At 59.6% G+C, this 18,720-nt stretch carries 13 protein-coding genes and 1 pseudogene; 10 read left to right on the top strand and 4 right to left on the bottom strand.

Annotated features, from left to right (window positions below; translation table 11 throughout):
• Nucleotides 1-47: 47 nt before the first annotated feature.
• The 8 genes from ACN0SE_RS02465 to ACN0SE_RS02430 all read left to right on the top strand — a co-directional run bounded on the left by ACN0SE_RS02465 (nucleotide 48) and on the right by ACN0SE_RS02430 (nucleotide 7,456).
• Nucleotides 48-953, top strand: coding sequence for a DMT family transporter (locus tag ACN0SE_RS02465; RefSeq protein WP_417522894.1), 906 nt, complete (start codon nucleotides 48-50; stop codon nucleotides 951-953).
• 60 nt (nucleotides 954-1,013) lie between these two features.
• The gene (locus ACN0SE_RS02460; RefSeq protein WP_417522893.1) at nucleotides 1,014-1,712 is read left to right on the top strand and encodes a cytochrome c biogenesis CcdA family protein; all 699 of its coding nucleotides are present in this window, start codon (nucleotides 1,014-1,016) and stop codon (nucleotides 1,710-1,712) included.
• A 12-nt stretch (nucleotides 1,713-1,724) separates the two neighbouring features.
• Nucleotides 1,725-2,138 (top strand): thioredoxin family protein, encoded by a 414-nt coding sequence (locus ACN0SE_RS02455; RefSeq protein ID WP_417522892.1) that lies wholly within the window; start codon nucleotides 1,725-1,727, stop codon nucleotides 2,136-2,138.
• Between the two features lie 258 nt (nucleotides 2,139-2,396).
• Nucleotides 2,397-3,608 carry a multidrug effflux MFS transporter gene (locus ACN0SE_RS02450; RefSeq protein ID WP_417522891.1) on the top strand — a complete coding sequence of 404 codons (1,212 nt, stop codon included), beginning with the start codon at nucleotides 2,397-2,399 and terminating at the stop codon, nucleotides 3,606-3,608.
• Between the two features lie 156 nt (nucleotides 3,609-3,764).
• A complete protein-coding gene (locus tag ACN0SE_RS02445; protein WP_417522890.1) occupies nucleotides 3,765-4,403 on the top strand; it encodes a paraquat-inducible protein A in 639 nt (212 codons plus the stop codon).
• A complete protein-coding gene (locus tag ACN0SE_RS02440; RefSeq protein WP_417523251.1) occupies nucleotides 4,403-5,005 on the top strand; it encodes a paraquat-inducible protein A in 603 nt (200 codons plus the stop codon). The genes ACN0SE_RS02445 and ACN0SE_RS02440 overlap by 1 nt, the downstream gene beginning before the upstream one ends.
• A complete protein-coding gene (locus ACN0SE_RS02435; protein ID WP_417522889.1) occupies nucleotides 5,002-6,834 on the top strand; it encodes an intermembrane transport protein PqiB in 1,833 nt (610 codons plus the stop codon). The genes ACN0SE_RS02440 and ACN0SE_RS02435 overlap by 4 nt, the downstream gene beginning before the upstream one ends.
• Before the next feature lies 1 nt (nucleotide 6,835).
• The gene (locus tag ACN0SE_RS02430; RefSeq protein ID WP_417522888.1) at nucleotides 6,836-7,456 is read left to right on the top strand and encodes an ABC-type transport auxiliary lipoprotein family protein; all 621 of its coding nucleotides are present in this window, start codon (nucleotides 6,836-6,838) and stop codon (nucleotides 7,454-7,456) included.
• A 598-nt stretch (nucleotides 7,457-8,054) separates the two neighbouring features.
• Here ACN0SE_RS02430 and ACN0SE_RS02425 read toward each other — a convergent pair.
• Genes ACN0SE_RS02425 through ACN0SE_RS02415 form a run of 3 tightly spaced genes read right to left on the bottom strand, consistent with a single transcriptional unit; the run spans nucleotide 8,055 to nucleotide 12,666 of the window.
• Nucleotides 8,055-9,467 (bottom strand): hypothetical protein, encoded by a 1,413-nt coding sequence (locus tag ACN0SE_RS02425; RefSeq protein ID WP_417522887.1) that lies wholly within the window; start codon nucleotides 9,465-9,467, stop codon nucleotides 8,055-8,057.
• Nucleotides 9,467-11,698 carry an ATP-binding protein gene (locus ACN0SE_RS02420; RefSeq protein ID WP_417522886.1) on the bottom strand — a complete coding sequence of 744 codons (2,232 nt, stop codon included), beginning with the start codon at nucleotides 11,696-11,698 and terminating at the stop codon, nucleotides 9,467-9,469. Before ACN0SE_RS02420 ends, ACN0SE_RS02425 begins: the two co-directional genes overlap by 1 nt.
• Nucleotides 11,698-12,666 (bottom strand): DNA adenine methylase, encoded by a 969-nt coding sequence (locus ACN0SE_RS02415; RefSeq protein WP_417522885.1) that lies wholly within the window; start codon nucleotides 12,664-12,666, stop codon nucleotides 11,698-11,700. The genes ACN0SE_RS02420 and ACN0SE_RS02415 overlap by 1 nt, the downstream gene beginning before the upstream one ends.
• Before the next feature lie 1,134 nt (nucleotides 12,667-13,800).
• Between ACN0SE_RS02415 and ACN0SE_RS02410 the strand changes: the two genes are divergently transcribed.
• Both ACN0SE_RS02410 and ACN0SE_RS02405 read left to right on the top strand, forming a co-directional pair.
• Complete coding sequence (locus ACN0SE_RS02410; protein WP_417522884.1) at nucleotides 13,801-16,242, top strand: NB-ARC domain-containing protein; 2,442 nt, start codon at nucleotides 13,801-13,803, stop codon at nucleotides 16,240-16,242.
• A gap of 347 nt (nucleotides 16,243-16,589) precedes the next feature.
• Nucleotides 16,590-17,591 (top strand): annotated as a pseudogene (locus tag ACN0SE_RS02405) (IS256 family transposase); the annotation flags it as partial.
• Nucleotides 17,592-17,610: 19 nt separating this feature from the next.
• On the opposite strand, the gene ACN0SE_RS02400 reads toward ACN0SE_RS02405, so the two are convergent.
• A complete protein-coding gene (locus ACN0SE_RS02400) occupies nucleotides 17,611-18,651 on the bottom strand; it encodes an IS110 family transposase (protein ID WP_417523250.1) in 1,041 nt (346 codons plus the stop codon).
• Between the last annotated feature and the right edge of the window lie 69 nt (nucleotides 18,652-18,720).

The raw sequence follows: 18,720 nt of genomic DNA, 5'->3' as shown, positions 1-18,720 counted from the left end.
GATCTTCCCGGCTTTTCCTTTCCCGCCCCAACCACCAGGTAGATGACATGGACTTTCGCGCAATTCTGATGGGGCTGGCCTTTGCCGCCATGTGGTCTTCGGCCTTCACCTCGGCCCGGATCATCGTCGAATATGCCCCGCCGATGGGCTCGCTTGCGCTGCGCTTCCTGCTCTCTGGCGCGATCGGCATCGTCTTGGCATTGGCCATGGGCCAGAGCTTCCGCCTAAGCCGGGCGCAATGGCGCGCGACGTTGGTCTTCGGGGTCTGCCAGAACGCCATCTACCTCGGGCTCAACTTCATCGCCATGCAGACCATTGAGGCCTCGCTGGCCTCGATCATCGCCTCGACCATGCCGCTGATGGTGGCGCTGGCCGGCTGGCTGGTGTTTCGCGAGCGTCTGCCGGGGCTGGCGGTGGCCGGGCTGGTGGCGGGCTTTGGCGGGGTGACGCTGATCATGGGCGCGCGGCTGGGCGCCGGGGTCGACCTTTATGGCGTGACGCTCTGCGTGATCGCCGCCGTGGCGCTGACCATCGCCACGCTCTCGGTGCGCGGCGCGTCCTCGGGCGGCAACGTGATGATGATCGTCGGGCTGCAGATGCTGGTGGGCGCAGCGATTCTCGCCGTTGCCTCGGCGCTGCTGGAATGGCCCTTCGAGGTGCAGATGACCCAGCCGCTGGTGCTGGCCTTCCTCTATACCACGCTGGTGCCGGGGCTGGCGGCCACATTCGTCTGGTTCACGCTGGTCAACCGGATCGGCGCGATCAAGGCATCGACCTTCCACTTCCTCAACCCGTTCTTCGGTGTCGCCGTGGCGGCGCTGCTTCTGGGCGAGACGCTGGGACTGCTCGACATGATCGGCGTCGCCATTGTCGGCGGCGGCATCCTCGCCGTGCAGCTGTCGCGGCAGAAAGGCGCCAAGCCCGTGCCCAAGACCCCGCGCACCGTGGTCTGAGGCGCGGGCATCACCCTCTTGTCAGGTGACAATCGGCGCGCGCGGCGCAACTAATGTCACATGGAAATGCTGTTTGCCTACGGCGCGGGGCTGTTGACCCTGATCAACCCCTGCGTGCTGCCGGTGCTGCCGATTGTTCTGGCCAGCGCCTTGCAGACCGGGCGCGCCGGGCCGCTCTGGCTGGCGGCGGGGATGAGCCTGTCCTTCGTGACCCTGGGCGTGGCGGTGACGGCGCTGGGGCACCTGGTCGGGCTGACCACCGATGACATTGCCCAGGCGGGGGCGGCGCTGATGGTGCTTTTCGGGGCCGTTCTGCTGATCCCGCGGCTGTCGCTGGCCTTTTCCACCGCCACCGCCGGGATTGCCGCCAGCGCCGATGGCAGGCTCGACCGGATCGACCGGTCAACGGCGCGCGGGCAGTTTCTTGGCGGTCTGCTCCTCGGCGCGGTCTGGAGCCCCTGCGTCGGGCCGACGCTGGGCGGCGCGATTGCGCTGGCCTCCCAGGGCCAGGACCTGTGGCGCGCCACCGCCATCATGGCGCTCTTTGCCGCCGGCGTGTCGACCCTGATCCTCGGGCTGGCCTATCTGGCCCGGACCACCGGCGTGCTGCGCCGCTTTGCTTCCATGTCGCGCCCGGTGCTGGGCGCGGTCTTTGTCGCGGTCGGGCTGATGCTTCTGTTCCGGCTGCACCATGTTCTCGAAGGCTGGGCGCTGGACCACATGCCGGCCTGGCTGATCGATCTCTCTGTCTCATTGTAAAGGAGACCCCAGATGCAACGACGCGATTTTCTGATCCTCGCCGGCGCTGCTGCCGCCCTGCCCGTTTCGGCCATGGCGGAGGCGCTGCAATACAAGTCCGGCATGCTGCAACAGCGGCTCGACGCCGGCGAGACGCTGTTTCTCGATTTCACCGCCAGCTGGTGCAGCACCTGCCGGGCGCAGGGCCGGATCATCGAGAAGCTGAAGGCCGCGAACCCGGCCTACGAGGCCAACATCACCTTCATCGACATCGACTGGGACACCTATGGCAGCTCGCAGATGGCCACCCAGATGCGCATTCCCCGGCGCTCGACGCTGGTGGTGCTGAAAGGCTCGGAAGAGCTGGGCCGGGTGGTCGCCGAAACCCGCGAAGACAGCATCCGCGCGCTGATGGACACCGCCCTGGCCGCCGCGACCAGCGCCTGAAGCTTCCGGGGCCTGTGCGGCGCTCGGGATCGATTGTCGGAGGCCTGCCGCATGGGGTTCGGTGGGCTTAACTTGAGAGCTGTCTGCCGGTGAGCGGACCGCCCCGCCGCGTTGTTGAGCGCTGGCGGGGCTGTTGGTGTTTCTGTCCATGACCTGCGTCACAGAGTTGTGCCGCGCGGTCACGAGCGAAACCGCCCTTGGCCTTCCTCGGCGGCAGGTCTAGGAGGGGGGAACGCCAGTGAAGGAAGGTTACGCCCGATGACAGGTTCCCCCCGCCCGAAGGCAGCCTTTGCCGAATACATCGCGCTGGTCGCTCTTCTGATTTCGATCGGGGCGCTGGGCACCGACATCATGCTGCCGGCGCTCGAGGCGATCAGCCGCGATCTCGGCGCGCCGAACCTGCATGACGGGCATTTCCTCGTCACCGCCTTCTTTCTGGGCCTCGCCGGTGGGCAGTTGGTCGTTGGGCCGCTGTCTGACAGTTTCGGGCGCAAGCCGGTGGTCTATTGCGGCTATGGCGTCTTTGTCGTCGGCTGCCTCGTCGCGGGCTTCACCGACAGCTGGGCGGTGATGCTGGCCGGGCGGGTGCTGCAGGGCATGGGCGCCGCCGCGCCGCGCATCGTTACCGTCGCCATGGTGCGGGATCAGTTCGAAGGACGGGCGATGGCGCGGATCATGTCCTTCGCCATGGCGGCCTTCATCATCGTGCCGATTGTCGCCCCGGCGCTGGGCCAGGGGCTGATCGCCCTGGGCGGCTGGCGCGCGACCTTTGCCGGGCTGGGGGTGCTGTCGGTGGCGGTGCTGATTTGGTTCTACTTCCGCCAGACCGAGACCCTGCCCCCCGCCGACCGCCGCGCCTTCAGCCTGCGGCAGATCGGCGGCGGCATCGCCGAGATCCTGCGGTCGCGCGTGGCGCTGGGCTATACGCTGACCGCCGGGCTGGTCTACGGCATGTTCGTGGGCTACCTGGGCGCGGCGCAGCAGATCTTTCAGGGGGTCTACGGCGTGGGCGAGCTCTTCGCCGCCTATTTCGCGCTGGCCTCGACGGCGCTCGGCGGTGCGGCGCTGGTCAATGCGGCGCTGGTGATGCGGCTGGGGATGCGGCGCCTGACCGGCGTGGCGCTGGTGGCGCTGACCGCGCTGTCGTTCGGCTTCTGGATGATGATGCCGCTCTTTGCCGGGCAGCCGCCGCTGGCGCTGTTCCTCGTCTGGCAACTGTCAGTGTTCTTCTGCGTCGGCATCAACTTCGGCAATCTCAACGCGCTGGCGCTTGAGCCGCTGGGCCATATGGCGGGGCTTGGCGCGGCATTCGTGGGCTCGCTGGCGACCTTTTTGTCGCTGCCTCTGGCGGCGGCGATCTCTGCGCGGGTCGACGGTACGGTGGTGCCGTTGATCGCGGGCTTTGCGCTCCTGGGGCTGGCGGCCTGCGGCATGATGGTCTGGACCAACCGGGGGCGCGCAGACGCCTGACCGGGGTGGTGGGCAGAACGGCCCACCCTGCGGGGCAGCGCCGAGGTTTCCGGCTGCAGTGGACAGTCCCCGTGGCGCACAGTAGATTCGCACAGGGTGTTCTGTCATGAGGCGGACAGTCAGATCGAAGGCCGCTTGCATTTGGAACCAGACACCATGGCGATGACAGAGGATCGGCTCGCAGGCGGCGGGCCGCTCTATGCCTGTCCGGTCTGCGACACGCTGCACACCGAGCCCGAGATCCCCGAGAAATCCATCGCGCTCTGCCAGCGCTGCGGCCATGTGATCGCAGCGCCGCGGGCCGGGTCCTTTGCCAGGGTCACGGCGCTGGCGCTGACCTCGGCCATCCTGATGGTGGCGGCGGTGTTCTTTCCCTTCATCGACCTGCAGGCCGGCGGGCTGCACAACCGCACTTCGATCCTCGATGCGGTGCAGGTGTTCTCGACCGGGCTGATGGTGCCGCTGGCGGTAGTGGTGGCGCTGCTGATCGTGCTGATCCCCGCCCTGCGGCTTCTGGCCATCGTCTATACCCTGCTGCCACTGATGCGCGGCCGCGCGCCCTACGCGCACGCCAAGGCGGCTTTCAGACTGGCCGAACAACTGCGCCCCTGGTCGATGGCCGAGATCTTCATCGTCGGCGTCGCCGTGGCGCTGGTCAAGGTGGGCGGGCTGGCCACGCTCGACCTCGGGCCGGCCTTCTGGGCCCTTTCGGGATTTGTGGTGGTGACCGTGGTGCAGGACACCAGCATGTGCCGCCATACCATCTGGAACGCGCTCGAGGCGAACTCGCCATGATGACAGCGCGCCAGGCCGGGCTGATCGCCTGTGTCACCTGCGGCCGGGTCGAGCCCCCCGGCACCGAGGAATGTTCGCGCTGCGGCGATACCCTGCCGCGCACCAATCGCCGCTCGCTCGAGCTGGTCTGGGCCTGGCTGATTGCCGGGGTAATCGTCTACTTCCCGGCCAACCTCTACCCGATGCTGCGCACCTCGACCCTGCTCGACAAATCGGAAAGCACCATCGTCGGCGGTGCAATCGAGCTCGTGCACCATGGCTCCTACGGCGTGGCCTTCATCGTGTTCTTTGCCAGCATCGTCATCCCGGTGGGCAAGTTCATCGCCATCGGATATCTCGCGCTCAGCCTGCGCCGGGCGCGGCCCGACCGTGTACATCAGCGCCACCTGCTGTATGAGGTCGTCGAATTCATCGGCCGCTGGTCGATGATCGACGTCTTCGTGGTGGCGATCCTGTCGGCCCTTGTTCAGCTGGGCTCGGTCGCTACCATCAACCCCGGAATTGCCGCCGTGAGCTTTCTGCTGTCGGTCGCGTTTACAATGCTGGCCGCCCAGAGCTTTGATCCGAAGCTGATCTGGGATGCCGATGAGGAGCCGCAATGACCGAGCCCACAGCAGCCCGACCGGTGGTGCGCCCCGCGCGCGGGCCCCGCTTTTCGGTGGTCTGGCTGGTGCCGATCCTGGCGCTCGCGGTGTCGCTTGGCATCGCCTACCAGAGCTATGCCGAACGCGGCGTGCTGATCGAGATCACCTTTGACACCGCCTCTGGCATTGCCGCCGAGAAGACCGAGCTGCGCTATCGCGATGTGACGGTCGGGCTGGTCGAGGATGTGCGCTTTGCGCCCGATCTCAGCAATGTCATCACCAGCGTGCGGATCGACCGCGAACTTGCGCCCTATCTCGACGAAAATGCCGAGTTCTGGGTGGTGCGCCCCGAGATCTCGGCCCAGGGTATCAGCGGGCTGAATACCGTGCTGTCGGGCGTCTATATTGTCGGCCAGTGGGACAGCACCGCCGGCACCCCGCGCACCCGGTTTGAGGGGCTCGCCGCGGCGCCGCTCAACCAGCTGGACGACGACGGCACCCGCATCCGGCTGAGCGCGCGTGACAGCAATTCCATCATCGCCGGCGCGCCGATCCTCTACAAGGGCATCCCGGTGGGCAATGTCGAGGCGCCGGAACTGGCCGAGAGCGGCGATCACGTGGTGATCACCGGTTTCGTCCGCGAGCCCTATGACAGCATCATCACCTCCGACACCCGGTTCTGGGACATCTCCGGCGTTTCCTTTTCGCTCGATACCAGCGGCGTCTCGCTGAACTTCTCGTCGCTGGCCTCGCTGGTGCAGGGCGGCATCAGCTTCGACACCTTCGTCGCCGGTGGCGCCCCCGCCGCGCCCGGCGAGGTCTTTCCGCTCTATTCCGACGAAAGCGCCGCCCGGTCGAGCCTGCTGGACGATCCCACCGCCGAGCGGCTACGTGCCATCGTGTCGTTTGACGGCACCGTCGGTGGCCTGGCCGAAGGCGCCGCCGTGCGTTTTCGCGGCGTGACGGTGGGCGAGGTCGACAGCGTCGGCATGGTGGCCGCCGACCGCGACGGCCGCAAGGTCGTCCGCATGCGCGCCACACTGGCGATCATCCCCTCCAGCCTTGGCCTGTCGGACGAAGACGGCGTGGAAGAGGCGCTCGACCTGCTGACCGTCTATGTCGAAGAGGGGCTGCGGGCGCGGCTCGCCCCCGCCAGCCTGCTCTCGAGCGACCTCGTGGTCGACCTGGTGGACGTGCCAGACGCGGAACCTTCGGCAATCACCATGACCGAGATGGGTGTGCCGGAACTGCCCACCATCGAGGCAGAGGTCTCTGACCTCAACGCCACCGCCGAAGGCGTGTTCAAGCGCATCAACAACCTGCCGGTCGAAGAGCTTCTGGCCTCGATCCAGGGGCTGATCGACAATGCGTCCTCGCTGGTCGGGTCGGACGACATCCGTTCGATCGCGCCCAGCATCAATGCCACCCTCGCCGATCTGCGCCTGCTGCAGCCCGAGGTCGCCACCACCCTGGCCGAGTTCCGCACCATCACGCCGGAGCTGACCCAGACCCTCGACGAGGCCACCGCCACGCTCGAGGAGGTTCGCCTGATCGTCGCCGGCCTGCGCGAAAGCGGCGCGACCGAGAACGTCAACAACGTCTTTGCCTCGGCCGCCAATGCCGCCGATGCCATCGAGGCGGCGGCCGGCGAATTGCCCAAGCTCACCGCGCGGCTGACCACCCTGGCCAACCGCAGCGAAAAGGTGATCGAATCCTACGGCGACAACTCCCGCCTGATCAACGGCGCGCTTTCGACCCTGCGCGACGTGAGCGAAGCCGCCGACGCCCTGCGCAGCCTGGCGCGTACCATCCAGCGCAACCCGAATTCCCTGATCATAGGACGATAAGATGACAGTCGCGAAAGTCCTTTCTGCCTTGGCGCTTGCCGCCCTCACCGCCTGTGCCGACAGCGAGCCGCAGTACCTGCTGGAACCGGCGCCGTCGAAGCTCCGGGTCAATTCGGTGGTGCGGACGGTGCTGGTGCGCACGGTGTCGCTGCCGACCTATGCCGCCGATCAGAAGATCGCGGTGCAGGGCGAAAACGGCGAAGTGCTGGCCAGCGACTTCGGCCTCTGGGCGGACGAGCCCGAGCGCGCCACGACGCTGATCATCTCGCGCAACCTCAACACCATGACCTCGGCCCGCGTGGCGCCAGAGCCCTGGCCCCTGCCCGAGCCGCCCAAGGGCGTGATCGATATCCGCATCGAGACCTTCATCGCCACCAAGGCGAACACCTTCCAGATGTCGGGCCAGTATTTCATGGGCTCCGAAACGCCCGACCCGATCGACAACTTCGACGATCCCGACAAGCCGCCGCGGATCCTCCCCGCGCCGCTGTCCGACAAGGCACGGGTCTTCGACATCCGCGTCGCCCTCCCGGTCAACTCCGCCGCCGCCATCGCCACCGCCCAGGCCACGGCGCTGACAACGCTCTCGGAACAGATCGCCCGCGACCTGTCTACGCGGTAGCTGGTCGGGAGTGCCAGGAAATGCAAAAGGCCCCGCATCGTGATGCGGGGCCTTTTTTCGGGCCAGCAAGGGGGTTGCGAGCTGATTGTCCTCGAGATGAAGAGGCCACTCAACCAGACGCCGTAGCTGCCAGGTCCTCGAACGCAAAAACCGCCGCTGCCTTTATGGCGCGGCGTGTTTTGCGGAGTTGATCTTGGTGGTGTTTGCTGTTTCGACCTGGTTGCGGGAGCATGCAAACAGCGATGTCGAACAAAGCTAATGTGCCGCGTCTGAGCGCGCGCTGCGGCCGAGGCGAGGTCAATCCTTAAGGAATCCGTCCTACATCGCCCGACACCCAATTGTACCTGCGCCCCAAGCACAGTCAGCCCTGAGCTTCTCCACTACGAACTCACGCCAGACGACAATGCACTTCTAATGCGCGGTTCGCCACAAGGTGCTGCAAACAGCTCAAAGTGCGCACAATGCGGGTGTGGGCTCAGCCTTCAGTGCTCGGGCAAGCCAGACGGATTGCGGACTTTCGCTACACCGAGCGCGATCGGCAACATTCAGCAGCAAACGGCCGGTTAAATTGGCGATTAAACCGGGCCGTCCTGCCTGGTTAGGCGCCGATGATCGACCTGACAAACATGTCTAGAGTGCGTCCGGCCGGCCGGTGAGAGATCGAGGCGCACCGGTGGGCCAAGTGCTGGACTATGTTGGCGTCCGCATAGAGTTCAGTCTCGAATAGCTCCAAGACCCCAATCGCGCGACCGATGTCGGCTCCATAGGCAATGAGGTCGACTTTCCGGTTCTGGAAATCAGTGCCTTTCTCCGCAAACGGATAGGCGATGTTAAGTTCGAAGATCCGGTCGCTCGCGCTGCGTACCAAGAATGCCTGGCCGTAATGGGTGTCATTCCCGAAGTTGGAGCCCGGATTTTTTGCACCGAAGTCGATGTAGCGATACCGATATTCGTCGCTAATCGGGATCAATACGGTGCGGCCCCTTGGGAAATGCTCAAGGAGCAAGGGCTGGATCAGCTTCCCATGCTCGACCACCCGGCCGCTTTTCGTAACCCCCATAACCAGCGGCGGCAAACCATTCACTCGGGATCGCACGTCGGAGATCATCTTCATCATCGGCTTATGAAGCTTGGCGGGCTCGCCGAAGATGCCGAGAGGGCCGTCGACAAGGAAGATAGCCCCGTTCAGAATTGCACGGGTATGCTCCGCCGCATCCAACCGCATGATGGTATGCGCGAGCACCAAATGCTCAAGCGCGCTCATGGCCCGAGTGTAGGCCTGCTGGTTGCTGCCCTCTTCTGCGAAAGCCTCGGAGAGGCGCAGAATATCGGTGAGATAGAGCGGGCTGTCCGGCACATGCGGCGAGGGTACTTGGCCAAGATCTTCAGGAATGAGTACGTTCTGTCCAAGCTTCTCGCCCGTGATCGGACAGCTCATGGTCGCCTTCAGAATCAGATGGCGCTTTCCGTCAACAACCTCTGTTTCTCCCCCGATCTCAAACAGGTCAATCAGAGTCCGCTCGAGTTTTCCACCGAGGAGCTCAAACCGGCTCGAACGAAATGCCTCGAAGGTGGAGCGTCTGAAGCTTTCCCGGGGACCGTAGTCGTCCAGATAGATTCCCGCACCCGTGAGCGGCACCGAATAGGTGTTCTTCTCGCGTTCAATTTTGGCGATGGTGATCGGATCCGGCGTACCCCCGGAGCGCGGGTCGATTTTGTGGTACTCTGCGATATCGATCCCGACCTGGCCTATTTTTAAAAGACCCATTCGTGAGCTGGGGAAGCCCTTGGAGATTGACGCCTCATAATTGGAACCGTCAGCCGCAATCACCAGCCCTTGTTCGGGGCGCACTACTTTATCGGAATAGTCAAGCGCGGCGCGAAGCACCTCACCGGAGAACGCCTCTGGATCGAGGTGATGCCGGCACCGCTGGAATAGCGCCGTCACCTCCGCGTCTCTCATGATGTCTTCCGCGCCCAGGGCAGAAGATGTCTCGTTCGCGAACGGCATCAGTTCTGGCCTTCGACCGGCAATGGCGTGAACCAGTCGTTATTGCCACCGGCCTTTGCCTCGTCATACTGCTTCTTCGCTCGCGCGGGCTCGAACTTCAGAATCTGAGTCGGCGTGACGAAGCTCGCCGACAAGGTCTTGATGCGCGCGAAGCCGACGTCCTGACTTCGCTTCAGCCCGGCCGCGAAGTCAGCAAAATCATAAAAGCCAGACAGAGTGCGGATCTCTGAATCGTTGTTCAGATGCGTGACAAAGAAGTTTTCTGTATTGGCCAGAATGTTCTGGTGGATCGAACTTGGCTCCTGGGTAGCGTAGACTAGAGCAATGCCATACTTTGCCCCTTCCTTGGCGATGCGCGGCCAGATTTCCGTGAGCTCCGCTCTTTTGCCAATGAGATTATGTGCCTCTTCGACATAAATCACAATCCGCGGCGGTCTTTCGCCGCGGTTGAATTGCGCGCTACTCGTATTAAAAAGCTCTCGCACAAGCTTTTTCGAGAGCTCTTCTCTTATCGACGGGCTGCCGACAGATAGGTCCAAAATAACAATCCTGCCGACAGCAAGAAGCTCATAGATGTCAGCAGCAATTTGGTTCGAGCCGTTAGGGCCGTGATATTCACGCGCCGATCCAATCGCAGAGGTTCCGATGATGGGAGTGTTTTGTCGGGAGGACTTGCCAACTAACACACTGAGAAGGCTGCGCTCATCGTCATCAAGCCATGGAATTCCTGGCCTATTACGAGTGCCCATATCCTTCAAGATTCGGCTACCTTCGTTCTCGTATCCGCCGCTCTCTTTCTCGATTTCGCGAACTGTACGCCAGAAGCGGGCGAGATCCTCGAGCGAAGCCGTATGACGAGGTCCATTTCCCTGAACGGTGAGGCCGAAATACTCGCGACAGGCATTGGCAAGATCTTGTTCACCGCTTGCAGCATCGACACCGGCAAGTCGATCTTGATCCAAAATAGTTCCTACTGCGAGGCCTTTCCGAATAATATCTGCTAAAGGCACCCTGCCTACTTCTATTTGCTGCCTGCGTGCAGTGCGGCCGTCAGGTAGATAATTCGCAGAAAACAGGATGGCTCGAAAGATCGAAGCGCGTCGAAGCCAACGATTATGAGCCGCTCTGTCGCTTTCAGGCGGTCGATCAATATTTAGCGCTAAAAAGTTTTTGAAATCGTCACTGCTGGCGAGGCGGCCCTGTTCTTCGACCGCGTGCCTGATTAACTCCAGTGCAACAGGGAGATCGTCGTAGAAGTTTGACCTAAGGTCCCTAAAACCAGGAGTATTCATTATGCGATACCGGACCGTCATATCCGGGAAGACGTCGTTAATCGCGCTTCCTTGGTCCTGCTGGTTCGCATTGGAATACTCGCCGTTGATGTCAAAGATCAACTGGCCAATCGGCTGTCGGGTTTGGAAGGCGGTCGTTGCAACTTGTGAAACCATCGTTTTCGTTGTGTTGGACTTACCAGTCCTGGTCATACCGAAAACGGCGGTCCGGCGCGCAAGGAAATCGACTGGAGAGATAAAAACTGGAACGTTCGAGCTGCCACCGCGCTCAGCCATATGCTGAGTTGACGTGTAGCGGACCGTTCCGATCTGGAACGGCACCGGTATGCCAACGCCCTCCGCAGAAGCGTCTTCCTCCGCTTTTCTGCGGCGGTCCGGATCGACGTAATTAACGATACTGCGGAGCGCTTTGGGGGTCGGTTTGTAGACCCGCATCATTCGTGTCGCGAAAACGTCTTCGATATCGGTGCCCATGCGCAAATCACCGTCCACTCCAACAAAAAATGTGCCAAGGATGTGAGCCCGCATCCCGCTCCAACTCATTCTGTTAACAGTAATCGGTTCTAACTCTTCAAGCCGACCATTCTTCACGTCCGGATTGTCTTGGAAGAACTGGGTGATCGCCCGCAGATGCTCAGAATCCGTCTCGATGGGCGCTCGCCCAGTCACCCGCAGTAAAATGACCCGGCGATCCACCGGTTGAGCGGCTGCGAAGTCAGCAGGATTAAATGTTGCTGCGAGCAGATACGAATTGTGAGGAATCCCTTCGACTTCGCTACGCCACTTGTCATGAACCATGACAAGTGCCTCGCTATAGTCCATCGACAAAGTGAAGCCTACCCGTCGGCTGTCATGCGTGTCATGTTTCGCGACATCGTCGACGAGCAGGGAAACAAGAGGCGATTTCTCGGCAATGCCGCGTTCAAAAAGGGTTTTCATCAATTTATAACTGCTTTTACCGTTGGAATTGAGGCTTGGACGTCGAGTGCGCTCCAATTTTTTCGAAATTTAATATTCTCGACAATCATTTCCGTGCATTCAATCTTCTGCACGGTCTTTGCCTTTGCCGCCGTATAGCGCATGTCTACAGCGCCGCGTCCTGCATAGTGTCGATACATATGCCGCGCTTCAGGGCAACTATCATACGAAAGTATCCATGGCTCATCTAGCCGCTTCAGGTAACTTGCAAGCGCCCGATGGTCCTCATCTTTAAACCAGTACCGGTAGAGCTTGTCGGCCTTGTGGAAAAACGGCGGATCGAAATACCAGAGTGCCAACATATCCGGATTCCGGGTGTGCGCAGAACGATAGGAACGGATCAGACTTCTGAAGTCCCGATTATATACTCGAACTCGGTCGCTGAGGCGTCCAAGGCTCCAAATGCGCTCGGCGAGCTCTTCCGCGTTCCACCTACAGTCAATCGGATTGCCACTCTTCTGCGCCTTACCGCCGAGCGGCCCAGTTGACGGGTTCAGAGAACCGGAAAAGGACGTACGATTCAGGAAAATGCACTTAAACGCCTTGTCGACAATGCTGGCAGGGTTTTCAGAGCGCTGCTTTTCCCATTCCGCTAATGTGACATTCGCGTCGAGGATGCGGTCGGCGAGTTCATAATGGCGGTCGGAGAAAACGACCTTCCAGAAGGCCGAAACCAGCGGATCAAGATCATTCAGAATCGCTTGGTTTGCAATTCCAGCCTCGATCAACGAAATCGACATCGCCGCTCCTCCGGAAAACGGCTCGATAATTCGATCAATCTCGGGGGTGCCGTTGCGATCCAAGGCTGCCGCTACATGAGTAACCAGTTTGCGTTTCCCGCCTGGGTAGCGAAGGGGTGACAAATATTTCCGCGCGAGCGCCTTGCCAGCGGCTTGGAGCGCCGTCGTAGTCCCATCGTCGGCAAGCACACTCGTATCCCTCTAACAACCCGATTGGCTCGCCACCCTAACTGGCAGGAGCGAAATTTTTTGTAGTATTATGCATTAGTGGATACATCTAATGGTATTTCTGTCAAGATGTTGCGTGCCACAATCAGAGGTTCCCGCCAGTTCCGAAAATCCTGACGTGATCTGGCTCCCTGATCGCAACCAATTGGGACTCTGAGCGCTTGCCTAAAGCGCATCCTCCGGCTGGATCGCTTACGCCTGATGGCCGGAACGGTACGAGCCATTACCTAGTTCCTAAGGACAGGACCTGTGTCGAAGAGCGCAGTACGACATACTTCCCACTGCGTCTGCGCACCACGATAGTACGCAAGGCTTTCGTGCAGCGCTAGGACACGACCGTAAGCTTCGGGCTACTTTTGTTTTTAACCCTCCTGTCGCAAAGGTCAGGTAAGTGTGGAGATGGCTTATCAAACTGGTTGCCGCGCCACCTGAGAAGCTGTCGGAATCGGACTATAGCCGACCTCAACACTGGGAGCAGCGAATGACCGATCCCAACCCAAACAACCTAACCAACCTAGTTTGGTACAATCCTTCCAAGACCTTGCGACGACCAAACGAGAACCACCACGCAAAATTCTGCCCTCAAAGTAGTACGCAAAAGTGGCCCTGGACAACGCTTAAAGTTCGTTGGTTCTAAGTCTATTTCCAGAAAAATAAGCGATAGCTATTGACTGAGATCCCACTGGATGAGACTTAGGCTAAAGTATCCTATCCAAACAGGTGAGACAACAGTGTCAACAGAGGCTGTAAGACTGCGTTTGTACGCCCTTCTAACCGCGATGGAAGCTGATTTACGCGATCTAATCAGAAATCATATAATTCCAGAAAAGCCAATAGACGATCTCTTTAGCGAGGAGGTTGTCGCAAGACTCCGGGATCGACAAAAAAAAAGATTCTGATAGAGATACGGAACTACCAGCCCAAGACCTAATTGAGTACGCCGACCTAGGCGATACAATTGACGCCGCCAGGAAAGGCGCAAGCCACTTGGGGGCCGATTGCCTTCGCCACTTCAAAACGTTTCATTCGAAGCTGCACTCCTTGGTTCCGATTAGAAATCGCGTGATGCATTCTCGCCCGCTATTACTCGATGACATGCCAAATTCAGCATCGTACTGTCAGGAAATTGCCAAATCTCGGCCTGAACTGTGGCGCAAGCTCCGAGAAACCCTTGTCAAACTTGAGAATGATCAGAGCTACCTTCTTCGAATTGAGTTTCGGCCAGACAGGTTTTCCGAATCGAGCATTCTACACAACCTCCCGCTACCCGATTTTGATGACACAGGGTTTGTTGGCCGCGGAGAGGAAGTTTCCATTATCACTAAAGCGATACGTGGAGCGTATCCCGTAGTAACGATTACTGGCGAGGGCGGACTTGGAAAAACAGCAGTCGCCCTTAAAGTTTGCTACGACCTCCTAGACAGTGATGACTGCAATTTTGATGCAATAATTTGGGTTACGGCGAAAACAACAAAACTAACAGGTCGCGAGATCCAGAACATAGACAACGCGATAATATCGTCGCTTGGTCTTTTTGAAACCGCAGCAAGTCAGATTGATGACGCCGCCGAAGGCGATCCTCTTGAGAGACTAATCAGTCAACTTGAGGCCTTCAAGATTCTCCTAATTATTGATAACTTAGAAACGGTTCTGGATGAAAATATTAGATCACTAGTTCAACAAGTGCCCACAGGTAGCAAGATTCTGTTTACTACAAAAAAGAGCATCGGCGCTTATGATTTCCCAATCCCCTTAAAGGCATTCACAGATAAGGAAGCGGAGTTCTATCTGCGTGCCATTGCAAGATTTTGGGGTCAAGAGGAAATCGCGAGAGCTCCATCAGATCAGGTGAAATCTTACATTGCGAGACTTCAGAGGAATCCCCTGTTTATCAAATGGTTTGTACAGGCTGTGTCGGAAGGGCAGTCGCCGCAGAAGGTCCTGGCCGATCCAAAAATTGTTCTAAAGTTCTGCTTGTCGTTTGTATTTGAAAATCTGTCAACGCCATCCAAGAAGGTTTTGCAGACGCTCGCGTTTGACAGCCGTGGCGCCACAGAATCTCTAATTATTTATTTCACAGACCTGGAACCCTCAGACGTCCAGACCGCGCTAACGGAGCTGATGGCATCCAACCTAGTCAGAATGACCGCCGGTGTGAGTGAAGCAGGCGACGCAGTATTCACTCCCTCCGAAATGGCTCTCTTTTACATTAGGAACTATCACGACGGCAAAGAAATAGATGAGACCGCAATAATTAAAAAGAAAAGAACGCTCACCGCGGCCAGGGAGCAATTTGCGTCGATACATAAAATTGACCCATACGACTACAATAATATCTCCGTTAGAGGTGACGGCGATTTGATCGCAGCCAAGCTTCTGAAAGACTCTATGTTGGCATTGAGGAACTCACAGCCGGAGATCTCCAAGGAAAATGCACGAAAAGCTGAAGGCATAAGCCCAACCTATTTCGAGGTTCACCGCGTGTTAGCGTTGATTTATCAGCATGAAGGCATGCTGATGAGGGCCAACGAAAGGTTCCAAAGCGCGATATCATTGGAAAGAAAATCAGCGGCGCTTCGGTTTTGGTACGGGGATTTTCTTTTTAAGTGTATGGACGACCATGACGCCGCTTATGAGCAGTACGAGGAGGGACTGAAATCTGATCCCAATTCCATCCCGCTTATGGCATCTATCGGCCGGCTTAAACTAGCGGAAAAAGACTTCGAGAGCGCTATAGAGTGGCTCACAAAAGCTGAAGGCATTGACACACGAAACACAAAGCACAAAAGACGCCTGCTAGACCTCATATTCCAATACTATGCGCGCAGTATCTATAACTTCGTTTCTTCTGGCGAGATGAGGACCGCTCTCCATCGACTTATTCAGCTACAAGGGAAGATAAATTCAGTCGATACTTCACTAATAGACAAAGTAATGGTCCAGAAGGTCCTCAAGGTAAATTCCGCGGTCTCTCAAATACGAACTTTTTTCGAAGAGGGAGACGATGCAGAGCAGTCTGCCCGTGTGACTGCTTGGTTTGCCGCCTATTTTGGCTCAAGCGCGTTACTCGGGTCACCCAGCGGCTGGCGGGACGACGTCGCATCTGAGAAAATATTCGATGGTACACTCAAAAGTCTCCATGACGGATATGGTTTCATTGATGGAGAAAAAGGTACGCTATTTTTCCCGTTCTCGGAATGGGTAGATGCAGGAAGCCCTCTAGAACTACATCTTGGTGTAGGCTTGAAATTCAAGGTGGGGGAAAATAATCGCGGACCTATCGGGGTGAAAGTTTATAGCTCCGATAGGATGTCGTCCGCAGGATCCTGGGCCCTGGGAGTTCAAGGAGTTATTTCATCCGATCATGCGACTTATTGCTTTATCGCCGGAGAGGACGGGAAGACTTATTTCCTCTCGTACAGTGACTTTCTGTCTACAGTGCCTTCGGAGAAAAAAGTTGGAATGATGCTCGAGTTTGACGTTTCTCCGGAACGAAAAGGAAAGTATCCTGCAGCGAAATTTGCAAAAGTTGTGTAATTTTTTATTTACTTCCAGGAAGCTTGCGAGGTGGTGTGAACGTCCACTACTTGCCCATTGCCTCGGCAGGTGTTTAGCGCGACAAACACTTCTGCCTGCCCGACCTGCGGCTGGTTCCAGTTGAAGCCTTTGCCGCACAAATGTTCGGATTAGGCTGGGTCAGGTGATCCTCTACGTTCGACGTGAAGTCCGCTTAGGGATATTGATCTACATAGTTTCCCCAATTTTCGGTCGGTCCGTTCACAGCGCAAGGTGACGTCCCGAGACGTGGTGTAGCTTTCGGTGGCCACCGGGTTTCTCGGTAGGGTCGGGTTGTGACGACCAACCTGAACCGAGGATTACACCCGATGACCAAACAGATGATGGACCTGCGCGCGCTCGTGGAAAAGAGCGCCGATGCCGACCTGCTTCGCGAGATGATCGGTTTCGCCGCCGAACGGCTGATGGACCTGGAGGTCGGCGCCAAGACGGGCGCCGAGTATGGCGAGAAGAGCGTCGAGCGTCTTGCGCAGCGTAATGGTTACCGTGACCGGGACTGGCAGACCCGGGCGGGCAGCGTGGAGCTGCGCATCCCCCGACTGCGCACCGGCTCCTACTTTCCCTCCTTCCTGGAGCCTCGGCGTGCTGCGGAGAAGGCGCTGACAGCCGTTATCCAAGAGGCTTACGTCCATGGCGTTTCGACACGGTCCATGGACGATCTGGTTCAGGCCATGGGCGGCACCGGAGTATCGAAGAGCCAGGTGAGCCGCTTGTGCGAGGAGATCGACGAGCGTGTGGACGCCTTCCTGACGCGGCCGATCGAGGGCGAATGGCCCTACCTCTGGATCGATGCCACCTACCTCAAGGTGCGCCAGGGCGGCCGGATCGTATCAGTCGCGGTCACGCTCGCTGTGGGCGTCAACACCGACGGCAGGCGCGAAGTCTTGGGCATGGCGATCGGTGCCTCCGAGGCCGAGCCCTTCTGGACCGAGTTCCTGCGTGACCTCGTCCGCCGTGGCCTCGGCGGCGTGAAACTGGTGATCAGCGATGCGCATGAGGGCATCAAGGCCGCCACGGCCCGGGTTCTGTCCACGACCTGGCAACGCTGCCGGGTCCACTTCCAGCGCAACGCGCTCGCCCATGCCGGCAAGAACAGCCGCCGGGTGGTCTCGGCTTTCATTGCCACTGCCTTCGCCCAGCCCGACCATGCCGCGGCGAAGGCCCAGTGGCGGCTGGTGGCGGACCAGATGCGGGGCAAGCTACCGAAGCTGGCCACGCTTATGGACACGGCCGAGGAAGACGTCCTGGCCTATATGACCTTCCCGGCCCAGCATCGCACCAAGCTCCACAGCACGGATGAGATCGAGAAGAAATTTTTGCTGGTTTCTGTTAATTTACTCCCGTGCGGTCGACCTCGTGGCGAAGCGTGGCGCGTCGGCTGGAAGCGTCACCGGGCAGCCTATTCAGTTCCTGCCGGTTTGAGGGGGCCGCACACCCTCCGCTATTTTTCGGAGGGCGGGGCTGCCATGCGACGACGAAGTGCTCATAGCTCCTTTCGGCGTGCTCCGCGATCCTGGCCTCTTGCTGGCGCAATTCCCTCACGTTGTAGGCATAGCTCGCGCCGCGCTTGCTACCCTTCTTCTGTGGCTGGCCAGCGGCCAGTTCCATGGCGCGGTGCTTGTGGGCGACCAGACTCGGCCGGGCCCAATGAAAGTCCTCACTCTTGGTCAGCATGTGCCAGCACAGGGTTGCGAGCTTGCGTGCTACCGCGACGGCGGCGATCTGATGACCGCGCCGCGCCCGGATGCGGATGAAGAAGGCCCGTAGTGGTCCGGGTGCTTTCGCCGCGGCCCAAGCCGCCTCGACCAGCATGGCACGCGCGTGGCTGCGCCCGGCCTTGCTGATGCGGCCGTGGTGAGCGGCGCCGAGGCCGGACTGGCGGACTCGTGGGTTCAGTCCGAAGTAGCTCACCAGTTTCTGCGGAGAGTTGAACCGGTCGATGCTGCCGATCGCGGCCATCAGCCCGGCCGCCACGGCCAGATTGACTTCGGTGATGGTCAGCAGCCGTCGGATTGCGTCGTCGTGCAGCGCGTCCTGGGCAATGTCCCGATCCAGCACGGCAAGATCCTCCCCGAGCCGATCCAGTTCCCGGACATGGCGGGCAATCGCCGCCCGCTCATCGTCGGGAACGGGCTGTCGGGCCAACCAGTCCCGACCCCGACGATTGAACAGGTCAGCATGGGGGCACTTGGGAATCAGATGCGCATGCAGAATGGCATGGACCTCGTTCTTGATCCGGGTCCGGTGATCCGGGTCCGGTGTCGCACGACCTGGTAACGGCGTGCGACAAGCCTGCGCAGCCGTTCTGTTGCTGCGTCCGGGGTCCAGATCTCGGGGAGATAGCCGGCGGCGTACAGGCTGGCCTGTCAATCGGCATGCAATTTTGACCCCCTATCGGCGTCCAAAAATGACCCCCTGTTTGGCGCACGTGTAGCTGGC

It is taken from the genome of Marinovum sp., from assembly GCF_048263515.1.
In the GTDB taxonomy this organism is placed as follows: Bacteria; Pseudomonadota; Alphaproteobacteria; order Rhodobacterales; family Rhodobacteraceae; genus Marinovum.
This window is presented reverse-complemented; position numbering and strand designations above follow the sequence as displayed.

Bases quoted from the DNA above. Each gene is read 5' to 3' on its own strand.
- ACN0SE_RS02465 (WP_417522894.1), top strand. From the start codon at position 48: ATGGACTTTCGCGCAATTCTGATGGGGCTGGCCTTTGCCGCCATGTGG.
- ACN0SE_RS02420 (WP_417522886.1), bottom strand. From the start codon at position 11,698: ATGAAAACCCTTTTTGAACGCGGCATTGCCGAGAAATCGCCTCTTGTT.
- ACN0SE_RS02445 (WP_417522890.1), top strand. From the start codon at position 3,765: ATGGCGATGACAGAGGATCGGCTCGCAGGCGGCGGGCCGCTCTATGCC.
- ACN0SE_RS02440 (WP_417523251.1), top strand. From the start codon at position 4,403: ATGACAGCGCGCCAGGCCGGGCTGATCGCCTGTGTCACCTGCGGCCGG.
- ACN0SE_RS02450 (WP_417522891.1), top strand. From the start codon at position 2,397: ATGACAGGTTCCCCCCGCCCGAAGGCAGCCTTTGCCGAATACATCGCG.
- ACN0SE_RS02435 (WP_417522889.1), top strand. From the start codon at position 5,002: ATGACCGAGCCCACAGCAGCCCGACCGGTGGTGCGCCCCGCGCGCGGG.
- ACN0SE_RS02425 (WP_417522887.1), bottom strand. From the start codon at position 9,467: ATGCCGTTCGCGAACGAGACATCTTCTGCCCTGGGCGCGGAAGACATC.
- ACN0SE_RS02460 (WP_417522893.1), top strand. From the start codon at position 1,014: ATGGAAATGCTGTTTGCCTACGGCGCGGGGCTGTTGACCCTGATCAAC.
- ACN0SE_RS02430 (WP_417522888.1), top strand. From the start codon at position 6,836: ATGACAGTCGCGAAAGTCCTTTCTGCCTTGGCGCTTGCCGCCCTCACC.
- ACN0SE_RS02410 (WP_417522884.1), top strand. From the start codon at position 13,801: ATGCCAAATTCAGCATCGTACTGTCAGGAAATTGCCAAATCTCGGCCT.
- ACN0SE_RS02455 (WP_417522892.1), top strand. From the start codon at position 1,725: ATGCAACGACGCGATTTTCTGATCCTCGCCGGCGCTGCTGCCGCCCTG.